Origin of the sequence: Streptomyces smyrnaeus (genome assembly GCF_017676345.1) — a bacterium.
GTDB lineage: Bacteria > Actinomycetota > Actinomycetes > Streptomycetales > Streptomycetaceae > Streptomyces > Streptomyces smyrnaeus.
Genome location: NZ_JAFFZM010000001.1, coordinates 579,651 through 597,429, shown reverse-complemented (window position 1 = coordinate 597,429; position 17,779 = coordinate 579,651). Strand labels below are relative to the sequence as shown.

Genomic DNA, 17,779 nt, shown 5'->3' with positions numbered 1-17,779 from the left:
CCGTCGCCGTCGCTACTTCGGCTCATTCTGTTCAGCCTTGGTGATGAGCGCCTGTTCCTCCGCCGGGTAGGACTCGAACAGGTAGTTCAGCGAACTCATACGGCCGTTGAAGTCCCCGGCCCAGGTGTCCGCGGCGGTGCCCGCCCAGGTGTCGGCGCCCATCAGATTGGTCACCTTCTGCACGGCGATCCGGATGTTGTCCACCGCCGTCCCGATCTTCGCCATGTCCTGCCTGCACAGATCGGCATCCGACATACCCATGGCCGTCCCCCTCGCTAGTTGGCGCTGTTTCCGCGTTCGAAGGCGTCGCGCATCTCGTCGTCGAAGTCGTCCAACTGGCCGCCTTGCTGCCGCGCGACCTGCTGCCACCAGCTGTTGAAGTCCGTCAGATCGTTCGCGTCCTGGAGGGTGATCTGACCGTTCGCCCATTCCGGGTGGTCCGCGGGAGGCTCGATCTGACCGCTGGTGACCAGGCCCTGCATCAGCGGAAGCCGCATGGAGGACTGGTCGTCGTAGAACTTCGAGCCTGCCGCCTCCTGGTACTTCTGGGCGTTGTCCGTCGAGAAACTGTCCTTCACCGCGGGCAGGCCCGCCGCGATGGCCGTCTGGACCCACTCGGCTTGGACCGGCAGTCCCGGGATCGCGGTGATGGCACCACCGACGGAGTCCACCCACAGCACCGTCTTCTTGTTCGCCTCGTCTTTCAGCTTCTCCGCATTCAGGCCCACCTGGTGGGCACCGGCGGTCACCACACCCTGCAGTTCGGCCAGATTGTTCAGGTACGTCTGCCCATCGGGGCTGTCCATGCCGCCGGCGGCCGTCAGCGAGATCTGCGAGTTGACGGCGTTGACCAGATGCCCGGCGTCGCCGCTGTTCTGCGCGATCATGCTGATGAAGTCCAGCGCCGTTTGATGGCCCACGATCAGCATGCCCTGGTTGTCCGCGCCGGTCGCCGGAGCCGCCGCCTGGTCCGCCGGCATGCCGTTGGACTGGGCGAAGTCGGGTACATACGTGGCGAACACCTGCGCGAGGGCGTGGGTGATCTGGCCGGACACCGGATACTGCGACTTGTCGTAGTCGCTCTTGCCCTTCTCGTCGCCGTATTCGGCCGCGCCCGCGTTGATGACGTTGGCCGCCGCCTCCGCCGACTCCGCCGGATGGCCGGTCCGGTCCGAGGTGGCGGCGGTGATCACGGCGGCGGGCCACTGCGCCTCGTTGAACGACTGGGGGCCCGGCGTATGCCACTTGTCGTCGACCAGGATCCCGGCGTACTTCGCGCCGTCGGCGCCGGTCAACAGCTGCCGGGACGCGTCCGGGTTCTCGCTGACCCGCTGCATGAGGATGACCGAGGGGTCGTTGGCGGCGATGGCCTGGATGCGTTCGGCGGCGTCGTCGGCGCCCACCGTGAGGTAGGAGACGTCCAGACCCAGGCTGTCGTACCAGGGGTTGTCCGATTCGACGTAACCGCCGGGCACATAACTGGTGCCGGCGATGAAGGGCTCGGAGTAGTTGGGGCGCATCTGCTGCTCCGCGCGCCAGTCCAGCATCGCGCCGCCGACCGTGGACAGCACGTTCGGGTCCCACTTGTCGCCCTTCGGGCCGTACTGGAAGAGCATGCCGACGGACCACATGTCGCCGTTCGGCGGGTCCGTGAGTTTCTGCAGGTAGTTGGCGGGGAGCTGGATCTGTCCCTGCTCGGCGAGGCTGGTCGCTGACTGCACGGCCAGCCCGAATCTGGCGAGGATCTCCTGCGAGTCCTGGGAGAGCACGGTGCTGCCGTGGGTGCCGTCCTGGCCGTGCAGGAACCGCGCCGCGCGCACCGAGGCGTCCAGGCCGCCCGCGTTCATGAACGCCTCTAGGTACTCGGGGTCGTTCGCGTGGTCGGCCAGGGACTGCGACAGATACTGGATGGTGGTGCGCGACTGCGGATTGTCGGGGTCGTTCAACGCCTCCAGCAGGCTCAGGGCCTCCCGCTGCCCCTGCGCCGTGACGTCGATCTTCGAGACGTCCCACTCGATGTTGACCCAGTCGGAGTGCGGGCTGCCCGGGTTGACGAACCGGGGCTGCAGGAACAGGCCGTACGCCAGGTCGGCCCGCAGCGCCATGTTGGTCGCGTCCTCGCCGACCTGGGTCGTCTGCTGCGTCAGTACGGACTGGCTGAGCGTTCCTCCCCACTTCGAGAACAGATCACGGATGGTGGTGCCTTCCGTGTCGAGCGCGTCCGCCAAGCCCTGCAGCGCATTGGCCAACTCGCGCAGCCGAAGAGGATCGACTCCGGTGAACTCACCCATTCCGCTTGCTCCCCCCGATGCCGGCCGACGGCGCGGTACACGCTCCGCCGTATGCCGGACAGTTGATCAGCACAGCATTCTCCCCGCTCCACGACGTGAAGCAGAAGCTGTGTTCCTCCATTGTGACGTCCGCCTGTGACATTCCCGCCTTCCCGCTCAGTCGCCCTGCTCCCCCCGGTCGCACACCGACTCGGCCGAGGCCAGCCCCACGCTGCCGTCGGCCGTCTGCACCAGCGAGGTGACCACGTAGCAGGAGCCGGCCTTCACGGGCGGGGATGAGAAGACGACACTCGGCTCGTCCGCGTTGGTGTTCTTCACCTTCACCGTCTCGCCGTCCGGCGACTGGGCGGTGACGGCGTAGCCGTAGACGGCCTGCGGCTTCTTCGGCCTGCTCCAGGCGACCTGGACCTGCCGGCCGACCCGGGTGACCTTCACCTCCTGGGCCTGGAAGTCCGGGACCTGCCCCTTGGGCAGCGGATGCGCCGACTGGGCGGGCTTCTTCGGGGGCTTCGCGGCAGGGTCGGGCCCGGCCTCGTTCGCGGCGCGCACCAGGAACAGGGCCAACCCCGCGCCACCCGCCAGCAGCAGCGCTCCGCATGCGGCGAGGATCCGGTTGCGGGTGCGACGCCGCCGGGCGACGGCCTCCGCGGAGTCCGGGTCGTCGTCCGTCTCGGGCGGCGGCTGGGTGAGGGCGTCGTCGGCCGGGTCCCAGCCCGGCAGCGGGGGCTCGGGCCCGGCCTCCGGCTGCAGATCCGGGACACGCGGGGCGCAGGAGAGCGGCAGCAGCATCCGCAGCACCCGGTGCACCTCCGTCAGCGGCGGGCGCCCCTCCGCGTGCGGTGCCGTCATCCGGTGCAGCAGCGCGTACAGCGGCTCGGGCACATCCGACCTCGGGGGCCGGGGCAGCCCGCCGGCCAACACCGCCTCGTACGGGGCGGAGCCGCCCGCGCGCACCGCCGCGGCCTGCGCGGGCTCGCCCACCAGCAGCGCGTACAGCGTGGCCCCCAGCGCGTACACGTCCGCCGCCGGCCCCGGGGCCTCCCAGCCGAACAGTTCCCGGGCCGCGTACGCCTGGTCGAAGACGGCACCCAGCGACGGGACCGCCCGCTGGAGCACACGGCCGAGCGCGTGCCCGGTCAGCAACGCACCGCCCTGCGCGTCGAAGAGGACGGTCGCCGGGCGCACATCCAGGTGCAACACCCCGCGACGGTGCGAGGAGTGCAGTGCCAGGGCCAGCCGTACGCCGATCACCAGCACGTCCTCGACCGGGAACGGGCCGGAGGCGGTCAGCCGGTCCTGCGCCGAGCCGCCCGGACACCACTCCTCCACCACGTACAGCTGTTGCGTGCCGGTGGAGCCGGCGTCCATGACGGTGACGGCGCACGGGTGCCTGGCGGCAGCTCCCGCAGCCAGCAGCTCGGAGTGCGCGGCCAGGCGGCGCGCGGGGTCCTCCACCGCCACGGGCAGCACCTTGACGGCCACCTCCCGGCCGCTCGACACCTCCTGGCACAGCACGACGGTGCCGCGCGCCCCGGCACCCAGGACGCGCTGCGGCCGGTAGCCGTCGGGCAGCGCCGGCGGTGCGGCGGGTGCGGAGGCGGTCGGGGCGGTGGGCGCGACGGGCGCGGCCGGGGCGGTGGGCGGCGCGGCCGGGGGGCCGGTCGTGCCGCCCACCGCGCCGGGTCCCCAGCTCGGGTTGGCTTTCACCGGTGTGCTCCTGATCGGCTGTGACGGATCAACGTACGGGGCCGCAGCGCCCGCTTCACCCGCTCCCGGCGCGGTAGCGTCCGCGCGACGACCTCCTCGATCGCGTCGCAGTGCCGCCAAGCGGCGTCCGCGGTGCCCTCATCGGGCGTACGGCCCCCGTAGCCGACCTCGTTGACCAGCCGGGCGAGGGCGGGCAGTTGCTCGCTGGCACTGCCGCCGACCCGCTCGACACCGAAGGCCGCGACCTCGGTCGCGGTGTGCGCCGCGGTGGCCGGCAGCCCGATCTCGGTGAGCCGGTCGACGATCTGCTGCCAGGCGCCCAGCACCCGCCGACCGGGATCGCGCGCGCTGCGGCGCCGAGTACGGGTGCGGTACGGGGCCCAGACCGCATAGCCGCAGTAGGCCAGCAGCACCAGCGCCACCGCCAGCGGTGCGAACACCCACGCGGGCAGCCCGCCGCCGTCGGCCGGTGCGGCCCGGCCGTCGCCGTCCTTGCCCCCGCCCTGCTGCTGGGGAGGCACGGAGGGCCGGGGCTGCTCGGCGATGTCGCGATCGGCCTTCTCACGCTCCTCGGGCTGCCCGGCGGGCGGTACGGACGAGCCGTCCTGCGAAGTCTGACCGGGCGTCGGGTAGAACGGCACCCAGCCGACGCCCTTGAACCGGACCTCGGGCCAGGCCAGCGCGTCCCGCCCGGTCAGCTGGCGGGTACCGCCGTCCCCGCCGGAGCCCCGACCCGCGGCCTCCTTGCCGCCGGCGCCGTCCGCGCGGAAACCGACCGCGACCCGCGTCGGCAGCCCCAGCGTCCGCGCCATCACGGCGAAGGAGGCGGCGAACTGCTCCGAGGTGCCGTGCTTGCCCGTGGTCAGGAAGAACTCCAGATTGCGGTAGCCGTGCCCGGGGACCGACTTGGGGTCGAAGCGGTAGTGCTCGCGCAGCCAGCCGGCCAGCTTGTGCGCCTGCTCGTACGGATAGCTGCTGCCGGCCGTGGCGGTGGCCGCCAGTTTCGAGAACGTCTCGACGGCCTTGATCGGCTCGCCGACCGCGTCGGTGCGCGGCAGCGAGGTGTAGGCGGATCCGTCCGGAACGGCCGCGTACCGAAGCCGCTCGGCGTCGTAGACCGGAGCCTGCGAGACGGCGGTGTACGACAGCCCGCGATGGGACCGGGCGCCGGTGGCGCCGCCCTTGCCGAGGGCCAGCACACCGCTGGCGGGATCGACGGCGAGCTGTCTGGCCTCCCCGCCGTCCCCACCGAACCCGTCGCCCTGGCCGCCGTTCCGGTTGCCGTCGCCCTCGGCGCCCTCGTCGGTGATCTTCACCGACGAGGGCCGGTCCACCGCGGGAAGCCAGATGCCCGGCAGATTCTGGATGGTCACCCGCTGCTCCACCCGCCGGTGGCTACCCGGATCGGTGCCCGGCTGCGGAGGCACACGGCCGCCGGAGCGCTCCAGTTCGGCGCCGGACGTCCACTTCACGCCGTCGTAGCGGTCCAGCACGGCGAGCCGCCAGTTCCGGTCGGCTGCCGTGCTCCGCGCGGTGAACAGCCGGGTCTGCGGCTGCTGCAGCCAGGCGGCCACCTGGTCGAGGGGGCTGGTGGACTGCGGGTGGACGGTCGGCGGGCGCACGTCCTGGCGCAGGTCCAACGGCTCGCGCGCGGAGAGCCCCGGCAGCCTCGGCCCGAGGAGCGCGGCAGCCAGCGCGAGCACCGCGACCAGCGGCAGCCCCGTGCCCAGCGCGCGGACGGTGCCGCGCCGGGACGCCCGCGACCGCAGCAGCACCAGCAGCGCCGCGCAGACCACCAGGCCGACGGCGGGCAGGGTGTTCGAACCGGGCCCGGTCACCCCCAGCACCAGCGGGAAGCCGAACGCCAACACGCAGGGCAGCGCGGGCAGCAGCGGCGAACGCGTCCGCAGCGCCAGCTCGGTGGCGGCGAGCGCGGCCAGCCACACCACCGCGTGCGGCAGCACCAGGAAGTCGGGTCCGGACGGTGCGGGCAGGATCGTGGTGAGGATCGCGTGCGGGGAGTCCAGCAGGGCCGACCAGATGTCGGTGACCGCACCGCCCGAGGCGAGCCCGCCCGCGGCGTCGCGGAAGAGCGTCACCCGCACCGCGACCAGCCACACCACGGCACCCAGCACCAGCGACGGCCACAGCGGCGCGGGGCGCCCCTTGCGGCTCTGCGCGAGGAACAGTCCGGCCGCCACCGCCATCGGCACCAGCACGGCGACCGCCAGCACGGGAAGGAGCGGCCCCGGCCGGAACACCCGGTGGAAGCCCAGCCCCGCACTGGCCAGCAGCCCGGCGACCGGCAGCAGCGACCACAACCGGCGACCGCGCGAGAGCTGACGCGGCGCGTCCGGCGCCGTCGTCACCCGGCTGCCGTCCCGCCCACCGTCGCCCGGCCCGCCCGCGCCGTCGCCGGGCGACAGCGGTGCCGGCGGGGGAGAGGCCTCGGGCGCCGTCGGCCGTGGCGGCGCCCAGGACGGACCGTCGTGACCGGCGCCACCGGTGGGACGCACGCCCGGCAGTGCGGTGGCGCGCGGCGTGGATGCCGGGCTCATCGCACCGCCTCCCGGCGCCAGGCGGCCGGCAGCGAATCGAGTCCGGTCACCCGCAGCTGCGGAACGTCGCTGCCGAGGCCGGGCGGCTCGTGCGGGTCGTCCTGCGCCCGGGAACCCGCCCGCAGCACCACCGTACGGTCGAAGCGGCGGCGCACCCGCTCCAGCGCGCTCAGCCCGCTGACATCGGCCGTGCCGGTGACGACGGTGAGCGAGCCGCGGCGGCGCGCCCGCTCCAGCTCGTCGAAGGCTCCCGCTGCCGAAGCACGATCGGAACGGCGCACCAGCGCGAGCCGGTCCAGCAGCGCCTCCGCGTCGTTGCCGCCCGCGCCGTCCGTACGCAGCACGGGGCCCGTCTCGCTGAGCACGTCCACCGGGAAGTTGGAGCGGGCGGCGGCGAACGCGACGGAAGCCGCAGTGTCCACGGCCAGCTCGAAGTCCTCCTCGGTGCGGTAGGCGGCGGACCGGGTGTCCAGCACGACCGTGGTGTGCGGCAGCGAGACATCCACCAGCTGCTTGACCATCAGCGTTCCGGTACGCGCCGAGGAGCGCCAGTGCACCCGCCGCAGATCGTCGCCCAGCACGTATTCGCGCAGCGCGTGGAAGGTCAGCGACCCCTCGTCCGCCGTGTCGGAGCTCGGCCCCTCCACATGGTGCGCCGTGCCCGAGGGGAGGACCGGCAGCAGACACACCCGGGGCCGCACCAGCAGGGTGTCCGTCCCGCCGTCCGTGGGGCCGAACACCCGCACCCTGCGGGCCAGTCCGAGCGGGTCGGTGCGCTCCAGCCGCAGGGGGCCCAGCGCGATCCGGCCGCGCCGCTCGGTGGGCAGCGCGTAGCGCACGGTGTGCTCAGCGCCCGCGGCCAGCGACGGCACCTGGAGCGTGAGCGGCAGCTCGCCGCACCTGTCGGTGACATCCAGCCCGCGCCGGGTGCGGCGCCCGGTGTTGGTGAGGGTGACGGATCCCTCGGCCCGGTCCCCGCGCGCCACCTTCCGCGGGGTGACCCGGCGCCGCGCCGCCAGCTGCGGTGAGCGCCCCGTCCGGACGAGGGCCGCGGCCACCGCGAGCAGGCAGCCGGCCCCGAGGATCGCCGCTTCCGGATAGCCGAACGCGTACCCGGCCCCCGTGAGTGCCGCCCCGCCGACCAGTGCCCCCCAACCCGTCGGCGACAGCATCAGCCCTGTGCCCCCGCCTGCGGTACCGGAACGGTGGCCAGCGCCTCCGCGACGACGTCGGCGCCGCTGCGGCCGCTCAGCTCCGCCTCCGGGGTGAGGATGAGCCGGTGTGCCAGCACCGGACCCGCCAGCGCCTTGACGTCCTCCGGCAGCGCGTAGGTGCGCCCCTGCGAGGCGGCCCGCACCCGAACGGCGCGCAGCAGCGCCACCGAGCCGCGCGGGCTGGCGCCCAGCCGCACCTCGGGCAGCTGCCGGGTGGCCGCGACCACCCGCACCAGATAGTCGTACAGCTGCGGCGCCACCTGGATCTGCTTGGCGACCTGGATGAACTCCGCGATGTGCCGGCCCGTCGCGATAGTCGGCAACTGCTCGATGTCCGGCTGGGATCCGGCGCCCGAGAGGACGGCGACCTCCGAGGCATGATCCGGGTAGCCGAGGGTGACCTGCATCAGGAACCGATCGAGCTGGGCCTCCGGCAGCGGATAGGTGCCGCCCATGTCCACCGAGTTCTGGGTGGCGATCACCATGAAGGGGCGGGGCACCGGGTGGGTGCTGCCGTCCGCGGTGACCTGTCGCTCCTCCATCACCTCCAGCATCGCGGACTGGGTCTTGGGCGAGGCGCGGTTGATCTCGTCACCGAGCACGACGTTGGCGAAGACCGGGCCCGGCAGAAACTCGAACGCCCCGGTGTTCTGCCGGTAGATGGTCACCCCGGTGATGTCCGAGGGCAGCAGGTCGGGCGTGAACTGCACGCGGTGCCAGCTCGCTTCGAGGGAGGCCGCCAGACAGCGTGCCAGCGTCGTCTTGCCGGTCCCGGGCACGTCCTCGATGAGCAGATGCCCTTCCGAGAACAGGCACACCAGCGCCAGTTCGACGGTCTCCCGCTTGCCCTTGACGACCCGCTCGATGTTGTCGCCGAGCGCGTGGAAGCACTGGGCGAGCAGCGCGACGGACTCCGGGGAGGCTGCGGTGGCGGCCGGTGCGGTTGCTTGCTGGTGTTCTACTCGCACTTCCAGACCTCCGGGGAGAACTCGCCCTTGCGATGGTTGCTGGTGCCGACCCACAGGTCGCTGATGTAGGCGGTCTTGCCCTCCCACTCGATGCGGTCCCACTTGTCGCTCTTCCAGCCGTACGTGTCGTGGGTCTCCGCACTGCCCTCGATCTGGCAGATCACCTTGAGCATGGGCGTCTGCCCGCTGGGGATGAAGCCCACCCGCGACCCTGCCATGCCGTTGGGCTGGGTACGGACACCCACGTCGTCCCCGTCGTCGACATTGTCCGCGACGCGGATGTTCCTCGTGTTCGACAGATTCACCCGCTCCACGACGCTGCCGCCCGAGCCGGCCGCGTTCTTGGCGGCGACGGTGAGGGTGTAGGTGCGGAAGTTCTTCAGGTTCCGCAGCGTCGCCCGGGTGTTGCCCGAATTCCCGTCCGTGTCGGGCCCTCCGCCGGTGACGGTGTAGGTGGTGCCGTTCCCCGCGTTGGCGGGTGCCTGCCAGGTGAGGTTGATGCCCTTGCCGCCCTGCGGGAAGGCGTGCCGGACGTTCTGCGGCTGGCCGGGCGCCACACACGGGCGGGCGGGGCCGGAGCGGCCCGATTCGGCCTTCTGCCCGTCCGAGAACTCCGCCTCCACGGTGAAGGTGTACTGCCGGTCGCAGGAGCCGCCCTTCACCTCGAAGGTGAACGGCCCGCCGGGACCGACCCTCGTCGGCTTCACCTCGGCGCCGGCCGGTGCGCCCTTGAGCCGGTATCCGGTCGGCTTGACGCCCGAGGAGGGCGCGAAGGAGACGCGGATGGTGCCGGGGCCGGATTCCGCCTGCGGGACACCGGGCGGCTGCGGCTTCGCGGGCTCGTCCTCGTCCGGCTGGTCGGGATCGGGCTTGTCGGGGTCGGGCTTCGGATCCTGCTTCGGGTCGGGCGCGGGCTTGTCGTCGGTGCCGTCCCGGTCCGGCTTGTCCGCCGGGGCCTCGGGGCGCGCGGGCTTGTCGTCCCGGCCCGGCCCGGCGGGGCCTTCGGGCAGCGGGTCGGGCGCGTCCGGTCCCGGCGCCGGGTCGCGCCTGCCGTCGTCGCCGCTGCGGTCCTTGTCCCGGGGCTTGCGGCCGGAGGGCACATCGGTGTCGTACTTGTGCACGCGCTTGACGTGGCCGGAAGAGTTGATCACGACGGCGGTGGCGTTGTCCGCGTCGTTGACCCACAGCAGTCCGTCGCGTACGAACAGGCTCAGCTTGCCGCGCTTGCCGGTCACCTTGACCGGCTTGGTGATCGCCGCCGCCTCGGTGTCGTACACCTTCAGCGTCCCGTTGCCCTGGTCGGGCACATACACCTTGGACCCCAGCACCTGCGGGGTGCCGTACCGGCCGTCCGAGGCGCCCAGGGACGCGGTCAGCAGCGAGCCCGTCCGGGTGTTGACGAGCGCCATCCGGCCCGACTTGCGCGCCAGCACCGGCACGACGTCGCCGGTCGTCGCCGAGGGCACCAGCACCGAACCGGACGGGGCCTTGGTGATGTTGCTGGGCAGCTTGAAGCGCATACCGCGGCCCGTGCGCTTGAGCAGGGTGACCGTCCCGCCCTCGGTGTCGGTCACCACGGGGCGGCTGTCGGCGAGCGTCATCAGCAGCGTGGCGGGCTTGTTGCTCTTCGCCGCCACCTTGATGCCCGGCGCCTTCTTGCCGCGTGGGAAGGGTACGACCTTGCCCTTGCCGGGCACCGGCACCCACAGTGTGCCCTTCGGGTCCGCCACGGCCTTGCCCAACGGCCCGGCCCCCAGGTCGACGGGGGCGCCGATCGGAGTCGTACGTACCGGATCGATGCGCTGGACCCGGGCCTTGACCGGATCGACCAGATAGGCGTACCGGCCGCCGGACACCAACTGCAGCCCCGTCCCGTAGCGGGAGGACTGCTCGACCGTCAGCTGCGAGGGGTCGATCCGTACGAGCTTGCCCGTCTTCTCGTCCAGGACCAGCACCGTCTTGCCGTCCTGCGAGATGGTGACCGGGTGGTCACCCATCCCGGGGAGCTTGACCTTGCCGTCCACGTCCCCGGTCAGGCCGTTGGCGTGCGCGGCCTCACCGGTGCGCGAACTGGTCAGCCAGGCGCCGATGTCGGACAGGTCGGGCACCGCCCCCGCCTTGCCGGTGCCCACCACCACGGACGTACCGACCAGCGCCCCCACCGAGCACAGCGCGATGTAGCCGGTCGTGCGGCGCCTGTTGGGCCGCACGGTCGCCCAGGCGGCAGCGGCCAGCCGTGCGCCGCGCGCCTTCAGCGCCGCCAACCCGCGCCGTTCGACCTCCCGGTCGGTGCTCTTCGCCTCGTCGACCAGCCGCCGCGGACGCAGCCCCGGCGTCCGGCCCTCTTCGGAGCTCCCCCGAGCATCCGGCATCGACAGTCCCTCCCCCGTCACCCGCATCCACGTCCGACCGCAATGCGCCGCACTTGCAGATTAGCCAACCAACCGGTCTCCCGGTCAGCGCCCGAGCCCCTGCTGTGACAGGAGTATGACGTCCCCGCCACGCAGTCATTGCGTTGCGCACTTGTCGCATAGGACGGGACCGGGCGCCGCCAAAGGCCGCGTCCGCAGGGCCGCCGGACGTGGACTGATCGTCTGAGAAGATGATCCGCATGGGGCCGATCGGAGGGGTGGTCTCCGCGCACAGGAGCGGGGACGCAGTTGTCATCGGGACGGAACGGCTGCTGCGGTGGCCGCCGACATCGGAGTACGGGGGATGACGGCCGCACCCACGACCGGAGCGGCGCCGGCGGACGGGCAGACCGAGCCGCTGCTGCGGCTGACCGGCGTGAGCCGACGCTACGGGGAGCGGGAAGCGCTCCACCCCCTCGACCTGGAGGTCCGCCCCGGGACGTGCACCGCGCTGTTCGGCCACAACGGGTCGGGCAAGTCGACGCTGCTGCGCCTGGCGTGCGGGCGGGACCGGCCGACCACGGGCACGGCGCTGTTCGACGGTAGGCCGGTCGACGAGGACGACCCCCAGGTACGGGCCCGGGTGGCGGTCGCGGGGGACACCGCCGGCTTCTACCCGGACCTGACCGTCCGTGAGCACCTCGAACTGATCACCGTGGCCCACGGAGTCGCCGACGCGGACATGTGGATCGACCAGGTGCTGGCCGACCGGCGCCTGGCCGGTCACGCGGACCAGCTGCCCTCCGCCCTCTCCTCCGGCCAGACCCAGGCCCTGCAACTGGCCGCCGCGCTCGTCAGACCGCGGGACCTGCTCGTCCTGGACGAACCCGAACAGCGCCTGGACCCGGCCTCCCGCACCCGCCTGGGCGAACTGCTGCGCGGTGAGACCCGGGACGGTGTGGCCGTGCTCCTCGCCACCCACCAGGCCGAGCTCGTGCACGCCGTGGCCGACCATGTGCTCGTACTGGAGGACGGCAAGGTGCTCGCCGAGGGCGGCCCCGGTGTGCTGGAGGAGCTGGACGGCACCCGATGAGCAGCGCAGCGCAGCGGGACGCCACCGAACCGATCGACGGTACCGCCGCCGAGAGTGACGGTGCCGCGTGGACGGAGGCGGACGACCGCACCCCGGAGACCCTGCGCTTGTTGCACGACAAGCGGCGGGCGCACCGCAGTCGACGCAACCGCGACATGGCGGTCACCGGCTACGCCGTGGCGCTGTTCGCCGTCGGCTACGGCAGCACCCTGGGCCACCGCTTCGTCCAGCGGCTCGGGCACCTCGCCGCGCAGGACGACACCGCCGAGGCGATACGCCGCGCCCTGCCGGCGGTGCTGGTCCTGCTGGCGTGCGCACTGGCAGTGCTCGCGGCGCGGGACGCGCTGTGGCGCGGACCCGTGCTGGTGCCGCGCCACGACGTGGGCTGGCTGCTGTCCCAACCGATACGCCGGGAACGGGTGTTGCGGCCCGCGTTCCGGCTGACGGCGGTCCTGATGACGGTCGGCGGGGTGCTGTGTGCCGTCGGTGGCGCGGTGCTGCTGCGGCTGATCGGACTGGCCGAGCTGGGGCCCGCGTCTTTGCTGTGGCTGCCGGCCGGGGTGTGCTTGCCGCTGCTGGCCGCGACGCTCGCCCTCCATGTGGAACGCGGCGCCCTGCCGGCGCGCCGGGTGCGCGAGCTCACCCCGTACGCCGTGCTGCTGCTGACCCTGCTCGCCGGGCAGGCGGCGCTGGCGGCGACAGGACGGCGCTCGACGCTTGTGGAGACGGTCGAACTGTGGTCCGGACCGTGGGGCTGGGCCGCGCAGCCGGTGCTGCACGCGGCCGGTGGGCGCGCAGCGGGCTGGCCGCTCGCCCTCGCCTTGCTGCTCGCCGGTACGGCCGCGGCCGTCGCCCACGCCGTCGGGGTGGTCGGGACGGTCCCCACCCGGCTGCTGCGGGCACGCGCCGCCACGGCGGCCACCGTCGCCTCGGTGCTGTGGTCGGCCGAACTGCGCGTCGCCAAGCTGGCGATCGACGAGGCACTCGCGGACGGCGCGCCCGGAATCCGGCGCCGGCTGCCCCTGCCGCGCTCCCGCCGGCTCGTCGTCGTATGGCGGGATGCCGTCGCCCTGCTGCGTGCGCCGGGACGTGCGGCGAGCGCCGCGCTGTGGACGGTCGCCGCAGCCGGTACGGTGGGCCTGGCCGTGCGGCTGGAGGGGACGACGCGTGTGGCCGTACTCGCCATGGCGCTGAGCCTGGGATGGTTCGCGGTCGGCAAGCTCGCGGAGACCGCGCGGCTGGAGACGGACGACGTACGGCGCTCCTCCTGGTCGCCGTCGAGCCTGGCCGCCTCGATGGTGCAGCATGCGATCGTCCCGGCACTGGTTGGTGCCGTGTTCGCCCTGCTGGCGGCAGTCCCCTTCGCGCTGCACGGCGGCGGATGGGCGCTGCTGCTGATGCCGCTGTGCGCGCCGCCCTTCGCAGCCGCGGCGGTGCTGGCGGCGGCGCGCGGCCCGGTGCGGACGGATCTGCTGTCCCTGGGCCTGGTGACTCCCGCCGGGGACGCCAGCGTCTTCGTGTTCCTGCTCTGGTACGCCGCACCGTTCCTGACGGCGGTCGCCTCGCTGACCGCCGGGCTGGGGCTGAGCGGCGCTCTCGACCCCGGGGCGCAGGCGGGGGCGATGCTGCGGCCCGTGGTGACCGCTGTCGGGCTCACCTCGGCGCTGCTGTTCGCCACGGTGCGCCGGGCGAGGAAGCTGCACGGCCCGGTCGGCTGACAGGGGCGGCCCGCCCTCGCGGCGGCAGCCCGTCCCCGTCAGTACTCGTCCGGCGTGGGCAGGATCTGCCGCAGCAGCCCGCGCGGGTGGCCCCGGCGGCGCCACTCCCTGGGGTAGCCGATGGAGACCTCCTCGAAGCGGACCCCGTCGTGCTCGGTGGTGCGGGGGATGTGCAGATGGCCGTAGACGGAGACGGCCACGTTGTACCTCTTGTGCCAGTCGGCGGTCAGCTGGGTGCCGCACCACTGCGCGAACTCCGGATACCACATCACCTCGGTCGGCTCCCGCAGCAGCGGCCAGTGGCTGACGAGCACCAGCGGGGTGCCGGGGTCCAGGGCGTCCAGCCGCTTCTCGGTGGCGGCCACCCGCTCCCGGCACCAGTCGTCGACGGCGGGATAGGGGTCGGGGTGCAGCAGATACTCGTCCGTACAGACGACCCCCGAGGCGTGGGCGCGGGCCAGCGACTCCTCCTTGGTGTGGGTGCCGGGCGGCCGGAAGGAGTAGTCGTACAGCTGGAAGACCGGCGCGATCACCACCTCGCCCTCGGGCCCCACCCAGCGCGGGTAGGGGTCCTCGGGTGTCAGCACCCCCAAGGACCGGCACAGTTCGACCAGTTGCGCGTACCGCTCGGTGCCCCGCAGCTGCACCGGGTCGCCGCGCGGTGTCCACAGCTCGTGGTTGCCCGGCGTCCACACCACGCGGGCGAACCGCCCGGCGAGCAGCCGTAGCGCCCAGGCCACCTCCTCGAAGTGCTCCGCCACGTCTCCCGCGACGATCAGCCAGTCGTCGTCGGTCTGCGGGCGGAGGGCTTCGGTGACGGGCTTGTTGGCCGCCATCCCCACGTGCAGGTCGCTGACGGCGAGCAGCCGACCCCGGCCGGACGTCATGCGCTTCCCCCTCCGTATCCCCCTCGGCGCAGCACCCGGGCGCTGCCACCGTCCCCGTCCGCACCGACGATAACGGCCGTCGCCGCTGTCCGCAGGGGCGCCGCCGTCCCGGAGGCCGCACGGGGCCCGACGGTGGCTCCTGGCGCCGCCCTCAGGGCTCCTGGCGGCGGGGCGGTGTCGAGCCGGCCGTCTCGGCCGCCCCGGCGGCGCGGTCGGTCGCGGGGTGCCGCCGCAGGGTGAGGATGGCGAGATCGTCCTGCTGATAGGGGTGGGTGAAGGCACGTACGTCGTCGCGCAGCGCTTGGGCCAGCTCGGTGGGCGCCTCGTCGCTCCCGGAGCCGGGAGCGGGCCGGGAGGCCGGGTCGGCGCCCTTCACCAGCGCGGTGAGCCGCTCGGCGAGCGGATAGAAGGTGCCCGCACCGTCCCGGGCCTCGGAGAGGCCGTCGGTGTACAGCAGCAGAACCGAGTCCGGCGGAAAGCTGAAACCGGCTGCCGAGCGCTCCTCGCCCACCAGCGAGGCCAGCCCGAGGGGCACCCCCGTCTCCCCGAGCCGCACCTGACACGGCTGCCGGGAGTCCCGCACCAGGAACGGCGGCAGATGACCGCAGTTGACGACCTGTGCGGTGCCCCGGTCGAGCGGGTCGACCGACAGCACCAGGGCCGTGATGAACCGCTCGGGCTCACCGGAGCGGCGGGCATAGGCGTTGTGGCGGACGACGGACGTCTCCAGCGCGTCCACCAGGCCCGTCAGCGTGGGCTCCCGGTGGGCCGCTTCGCGGAACCCGCCGAGTACGGCGAAGGCCGCACCGACCGCGGACAGCCCCTTGCCCTGCACATCGCCGATCAGCACCCGGGTCCCGAAGGGGGTGGCGGCCACGTCGTAGATGTCGCCGCCGAACAGCTTGTCCTCCTGCAGCGGCTCGAACACCCCGTCGACCCGCACCTGGGGCGTCACCTCGGGCAGCGGGTGGAGGATGTGCTGTTGGACGACGGCGGCGGTCGATCGCAGCCGCAGCAGCTCGGTGTCCCGCGCGATGCGCCAGCGCGCCCCGAACACGGCGAGCCCCGCGAACAGCAGCGTGAGCACCAAAGTGATGGCGTCGTCCAGGTGGTAGCCGGGTGCGCGTGCGATGGACACGACGGCTCCGGCCGTCGCCCAGCCGGAGGCGGCCTGCGTCTGCCGTACGGTGCCCACGCTCGCCGCGATGGCCGGCAGGAAGATCAGCAGGCCCACCAGTCGCACCTCGGACCCCGCCACCAGGCTGAGGCCGACCACCAGCAGGGTGAGGCCGAGCCCCCACAGCAGGAACGCCCGGGTGGACAGCGATTTCGGCTGCGGGTGCTCCAGGGCCCGCTGCGCCTGGTCGAAGGACTGCTGCGGCTGCTTGACGGCCGGTTGCTGCTGCTCCATGGCCTGTTCCTAGGGTGCGGTGCGGCGACACTGCGCTGCTGGAGGGTGTGCGGTCGGACCCTCCATCCTCACTCGCCCCCGGCCCACCGCCCTCCGCGACACCGCGGCCGCGGCTAGGAGTCCATGCCCTCGGGGTCCCGGGGGAAGTGTGGGTTGGCGTCCTTCTGCCAGGAGGTCTCCAGCGGCTCCGGGCTGTGCAGCGGAATGTCCGGGCCCGCGCTCTCGGTGGGAGGCCAGTCGGGACGCTGGTCGGCGGGCAGCGAGCGCAGCGCCTCGCTGACGCTGGAGAAGACGGGCAGCATGTCGGTGCTCCCGGTGAGGGCGAGCACCGCGGCGAGCCGCCGTCCGACGCAGGCGAGCAGCAGACTGCCTTCCCGGCGCTGCAGCAGCCATCGCAGGGCCAGCAGGCAGTTCAGCCCCCGTGAGTCGCAGAAGACCAGGGCTGTCACATCCAGCACCAGGTGGCGGTACCCGGTGGCGACCACGGCGCCGATGCGGTCCAGGTAGAACTCCTCGGACCCCTGGTCCAGCTCCCCGCTGAAGCGGATGACCGCGCACTCGTCCTTGACGGCGAGCGGCGTGATGGCCAGACGGTCGTTCTCCCGCGACCTCACTCCGCCTCCGTCCCCCGGCACGGGGCCGGTCTTGTACGCATCCCGCCCTGATGCGGACCTGCGGTCCTTCGAGTATCCCAAATCCGGCGGTGGCCGGACCGGGCCTCTCGCCCGCCGTCGCCTCCCCGCAGCAGTGATCGTACGTCCTGCCGCCGGACGGGGTGACACCTTCCAGCAGCCGCAGCTCTCGCACCTGCCCCTGGCGTCCCTTCGGTCCGCGCCGACGAACATCCGAAGAGATGATCGTCAACCGTCACCGGAATGGTCTGACCTTTCCTTGTCCGTACCATCCGTGCCGAACCATGCATGAAGACGAAAGCCCCGGGTAACTGACCCTGCAGCCGTTCGAGCGTTCACACGGGGCACCGTTCAGCGGGCGGCGAGGTATTCGCGCAGGTGCGAGACCGCGCCGGGAGAGGAAAGACCCCCACATTCGCGGGTCAGGTCGCTTTCAGTGGCAACAGCCCTGCGGAGACGGGAGACAGGCATGGAACAGGTAGCGGACCTTCGCGACGGGGAGAGTGTTGCAACCGGAACAGTGCGGACGCGTTATTTGCGCAGCAGTTTTCAAGCGCGTCGGCTCACCCGCAATTTTCTGGCCACGCTCTCACCACCACCCTCGTCCGAAGCCGCCGAGACCGTGCTGCTGGTCGTGTCCGAGCTGGTGACCAACGCGCTCCGGCACGGTGACGGGGTACGGGACTTCCGGTTGAGCATCGGGCACGAGACCGTCACAGTCGAAGTAGCCGATTCCAGTTCGGTGCTGCCCCGTGACCGCAGTCCGCAGGATTTCACCGAGGGAGAAGACGGTGGGTTCGGCTGGCCCATCGTCTGTCATCTGGCCCGGGACGTCACCATTCGAGCACACCCGGAGACCGGAAAGACCGTCTGCGCCGATATTCCGCTGTAGCGGTGCCGTGAGCGCTGCCGCGCCGTACCGAACTCCCTTATGCGGTCCGGGTGTTCT

General features: G+C 72.6%; 13 protein-coding genes. 3 read left to right on the top strand and 10 right to left on the bottom strand.

Annotated elements, in window-relative coordinates; translation table 11 throughout:
• Positions 1 to 12 precede the first annotated feature (12 nt).
• The 7 genes from JW613_RS02615 to JW613_RS02585 all read right to left on the bottom strand — a co-directional run bounded on the left by JW613_RS02615 (position 13) and on the right by JW613_RS02585 (position 11,110).
• Positions 13 to 261 carry a hypothetical protein gene (locus JW613_RS02615; protein ID WP_209209028.1) on the bottom strand — a complete coding sequence of 83 codons (249 nt, stop codon included), beginning with the start codon at positions 259 to 261 and terminating at the stop codon, positions 13 to 15.
• 14 nt (positions 262 to 275) lie between these two features.
• Complete coding sequence (locus JW613_RS02610) at positions 276 to 2,291, bottom strand: hypothetical protein (protein ID WP_209209027.1); 2,016 nt, start codon at positions 2,289 to 2,291, stop codon at positions 276 to 278.
• 156 nt (positions 2,292 to 2,447) lie between these two features.
• Complete coding sequence (locus JW613_RS02605; RefSeq protein ID WP_209209026.1) at positions 2,448 to 3,998, bottom strand: serine/threonine-protein kinase; 1,551 nt, start codon at positions 3,996 to 3,998, stop codon at positions 2,448 to 2,450.
• The gene (locus JW613_RS02600) at positions 3,995 to 6,556 is read right to left on the bottom strand and encodes a transglutaminase TgpA family protein (protein ID WP_209209025.1); all 2,562 of its coding nucleotides are present in this window, start codon (positions 6,554 to 6,556) and stop codon (positions 3,995 to 3,997) included. The genes JW613_RS02605 and JW613_RS02600 overlap by 4 nt, the downstream gene beginning before the upstream one ends.
• Positions 6,553 to 7,728 carry a DUF58 domain-containing protein gene (locus JW613_RS02595; protein WP_209209024.1) on the bottom strand — a complete coding sequence of 392 codons (1,176 nt, stop codon included), beginning with the start codon at positions 7,726 to 7,728 and terminating at the stop codon, positions 6,553 to 6,555. The genes JW613_RS02600 and JW613_RS02595 overlap by 4 nt, the downstream gene beginning before the upstream one ends.
• The gene (locus JW613_RS02590) at positions 7,728 to 8,738 is read right to left on the bottom strand and encodes an AAA family ATPase (RefSeq protein WP_209209023.1); all 1,011 of its coding nucleotides are present in this window, start codon (positions 8,736 to 8,738) and stop codon (positions 7,728 to 7,730) included. The genes JW613_RS02595 and JW613_RS02590 overlap by 1 nt, the downstream gene beginning before the upstream one ends.
• Entirely contained in the window at positions 8,729 to 11,110 is a 2,382-nt protein-coding gene (locus JW613_RS02585; protein ID WP_209209022.1) for a fibronectin type III domain-containing protein, read from the bottom strand. The genes JW613_RS02590 and JW613_RS02585 overlap by 10 nt, the downstream gene beginning before the upstream one ends.
• Before the next feature lie 343 nt (positions 11,111 to 11,453).
• On the opposite strand from JW613_RS02585, the gene JW613_RS02580 reads away from it, so the two are divergent.
• Positions 11,454 to 12,182 carry an ABC transporter ATP-binding protein gene (locus tag JW613_RS02580; RefSeq protein WP_209209021.1) on the top strand — a complete coding sequence of 243 codons (729 nt, stop codon included), beginning with the start codon at positions 11,454 to 11,456 and terminating at the stop codon, positions 12,180 to 12,182.
• Positions 12,179 to 13,900 carry a hypothetical protein gene (locus JW613_RS02575; RefSeq protein ID WP_209209020.1) on the top strand — a complete coding sequence of 574 codons (1,722 nt, stop codon included), beginning with the start codon at positions 12,179 to 12,181 and terminating at the stop codon, positions 13,898 to 13,900. The genes JW613_RS02580 and JW613_RS02575 overlap by 4 nt, the downstream gene beginning before the upstream one ends.
• A 38-nt stretch (positions 13,901 to 13,938) precedes the next feature.
• On the opposite strand, the gene JW613_RS02570 is transcribed toward JW613_RS02575, so the two are convergent.
• The 3 genes from JW613_RS02570 to JW613_RS02560 form a co-directional block, all read right to left on the bottom strand.
• On the bottom strand, positions 13,939 to 14,787 hold the full coding sequence (locus JW613_RS02570) for a metallophosphoesterase family protein (RefSeq protein WP_209209019.1): 849 nt from the start codon (positions 14,785 to 14,787) through the stop codon (positions 13,939 to 13,941).
• A 151-nt stretch (positions 14,788 to 14,938) separates the two neighbouring features.
• Positions 14,939 to 16,198: a PP2C family protein-serine/threonine phosphatase gene (locus JW613_RS02565; RefSeq protein WP_209209018.1), complete on the bottom strand. Its 1,260-nt coding sequence runs from the start codon at positions 16,196 to 16,198 to the stop codon at positions 14,939 to 14,941.
• A gap of 113 nt (positions 16,199 to 16,311) precedes the next feature.
• Entirely contained in the window at positions 16,312 to 16,812 is a 501-nt protein-coding gene (locus JW613_RS02560; RefSeq protein ID WP_209209017.1) for an STAS domain-containing protein, read from the bottom strand.
• Positions 16,813 to 17,299: 487 nt separating this feature from the next.
• Between JW613_RS02560 and JW613_RS02555 the strand changes: the two genes are divergently transcribed.
• Positions 17,300 to 17,722, top strand: a complete 423-nt coding sequence (locus tag JW613_RS02555; RefSeq protein WP_209209016.1) for an ATP-binding protein — start codon at positions 17,300 to 17,302, stop codon at positions 17,720 to 17,722.
• The last annotated feature ends 57 nt before the right edge of the window (positions 17,723 to 17,779 follow it).

Excerpts from the sequence above, each read along its gene's own strand:
- JW613_RS02615 (WP_209209028.1), bottom strand. The coding sequence starts at position 261 with ATGGGTATGTCGGATGCCGATCTGTGCAGGCAGGACATGGCGAAGATC.
- JW613_RS02610 (WP_209209027.1), bottom strand. The coding sequence starts at position 2,291 with ATGGGTGAGTTCACCGGAGTCGATCCTCTTCGGCTGCGCGAGTTGGCC.
- JW613_RS02600 (WP_209209025.1), bottom strand. The coding sequence starts at position 6,556 with ATGAGCCCGGCATCCACGCCGCGCGCCACCGCACTGCCGGGCGTGCGT.
- JW613_RS02595 (WP_209209024.1), bottom strand. The coding sequence starts at position 7,728 with ATGCTGTCGCCGACGGGTTGGGGGGCACTGGTCGGCGGGGCGGCACTC.
- JW613_RS02585 (WP_209209022.1), bottom strand. The coding sequence starts at position 11,110 with ATGCCGGATGCTCGGGGGAGCTCCGAAGAGGGCCGGACGCCGGGGCTG.
- JW613_RS02580 (WP_209209021.1), top strand. The coding sequence starts at position 11,454 with ATGACGGCCGCACCCACGACCGGAGCGGCGCCGGCGGACGGGCAGACC.
- JW613_RS02575 (WP_209209020.1), top strand. The coding sequence starts at position 12,179 with ATGAGCAGCGCAGCGCAGCGGGACGCCACCGAACCGATCGACGGTACC.
- JW613_RS02570 (WP_209209019.1), bottom strand. The coding sequence starts at position 14,787 with ATGACGTCCGGCCGGGGTCGGCTGCTCGCCGTCAGCGACCTGCACGTG.
- JW613_RS02565 (WP_209209018.1), bottom strand. The coding sequence starts at position 16,198 with ATGGAGCAGCAGCAACCGGCCGTCAAGCAGCCGCAGCAGTCCTTCGAC.
- JW613_RS02555 (WP_209209016.1), top strand. The coding sequence starts at position 17,300 with ATGGAACAGGTAGCGGACCTTCGCGACGGGGAGAGTGTTGCAACCGGA.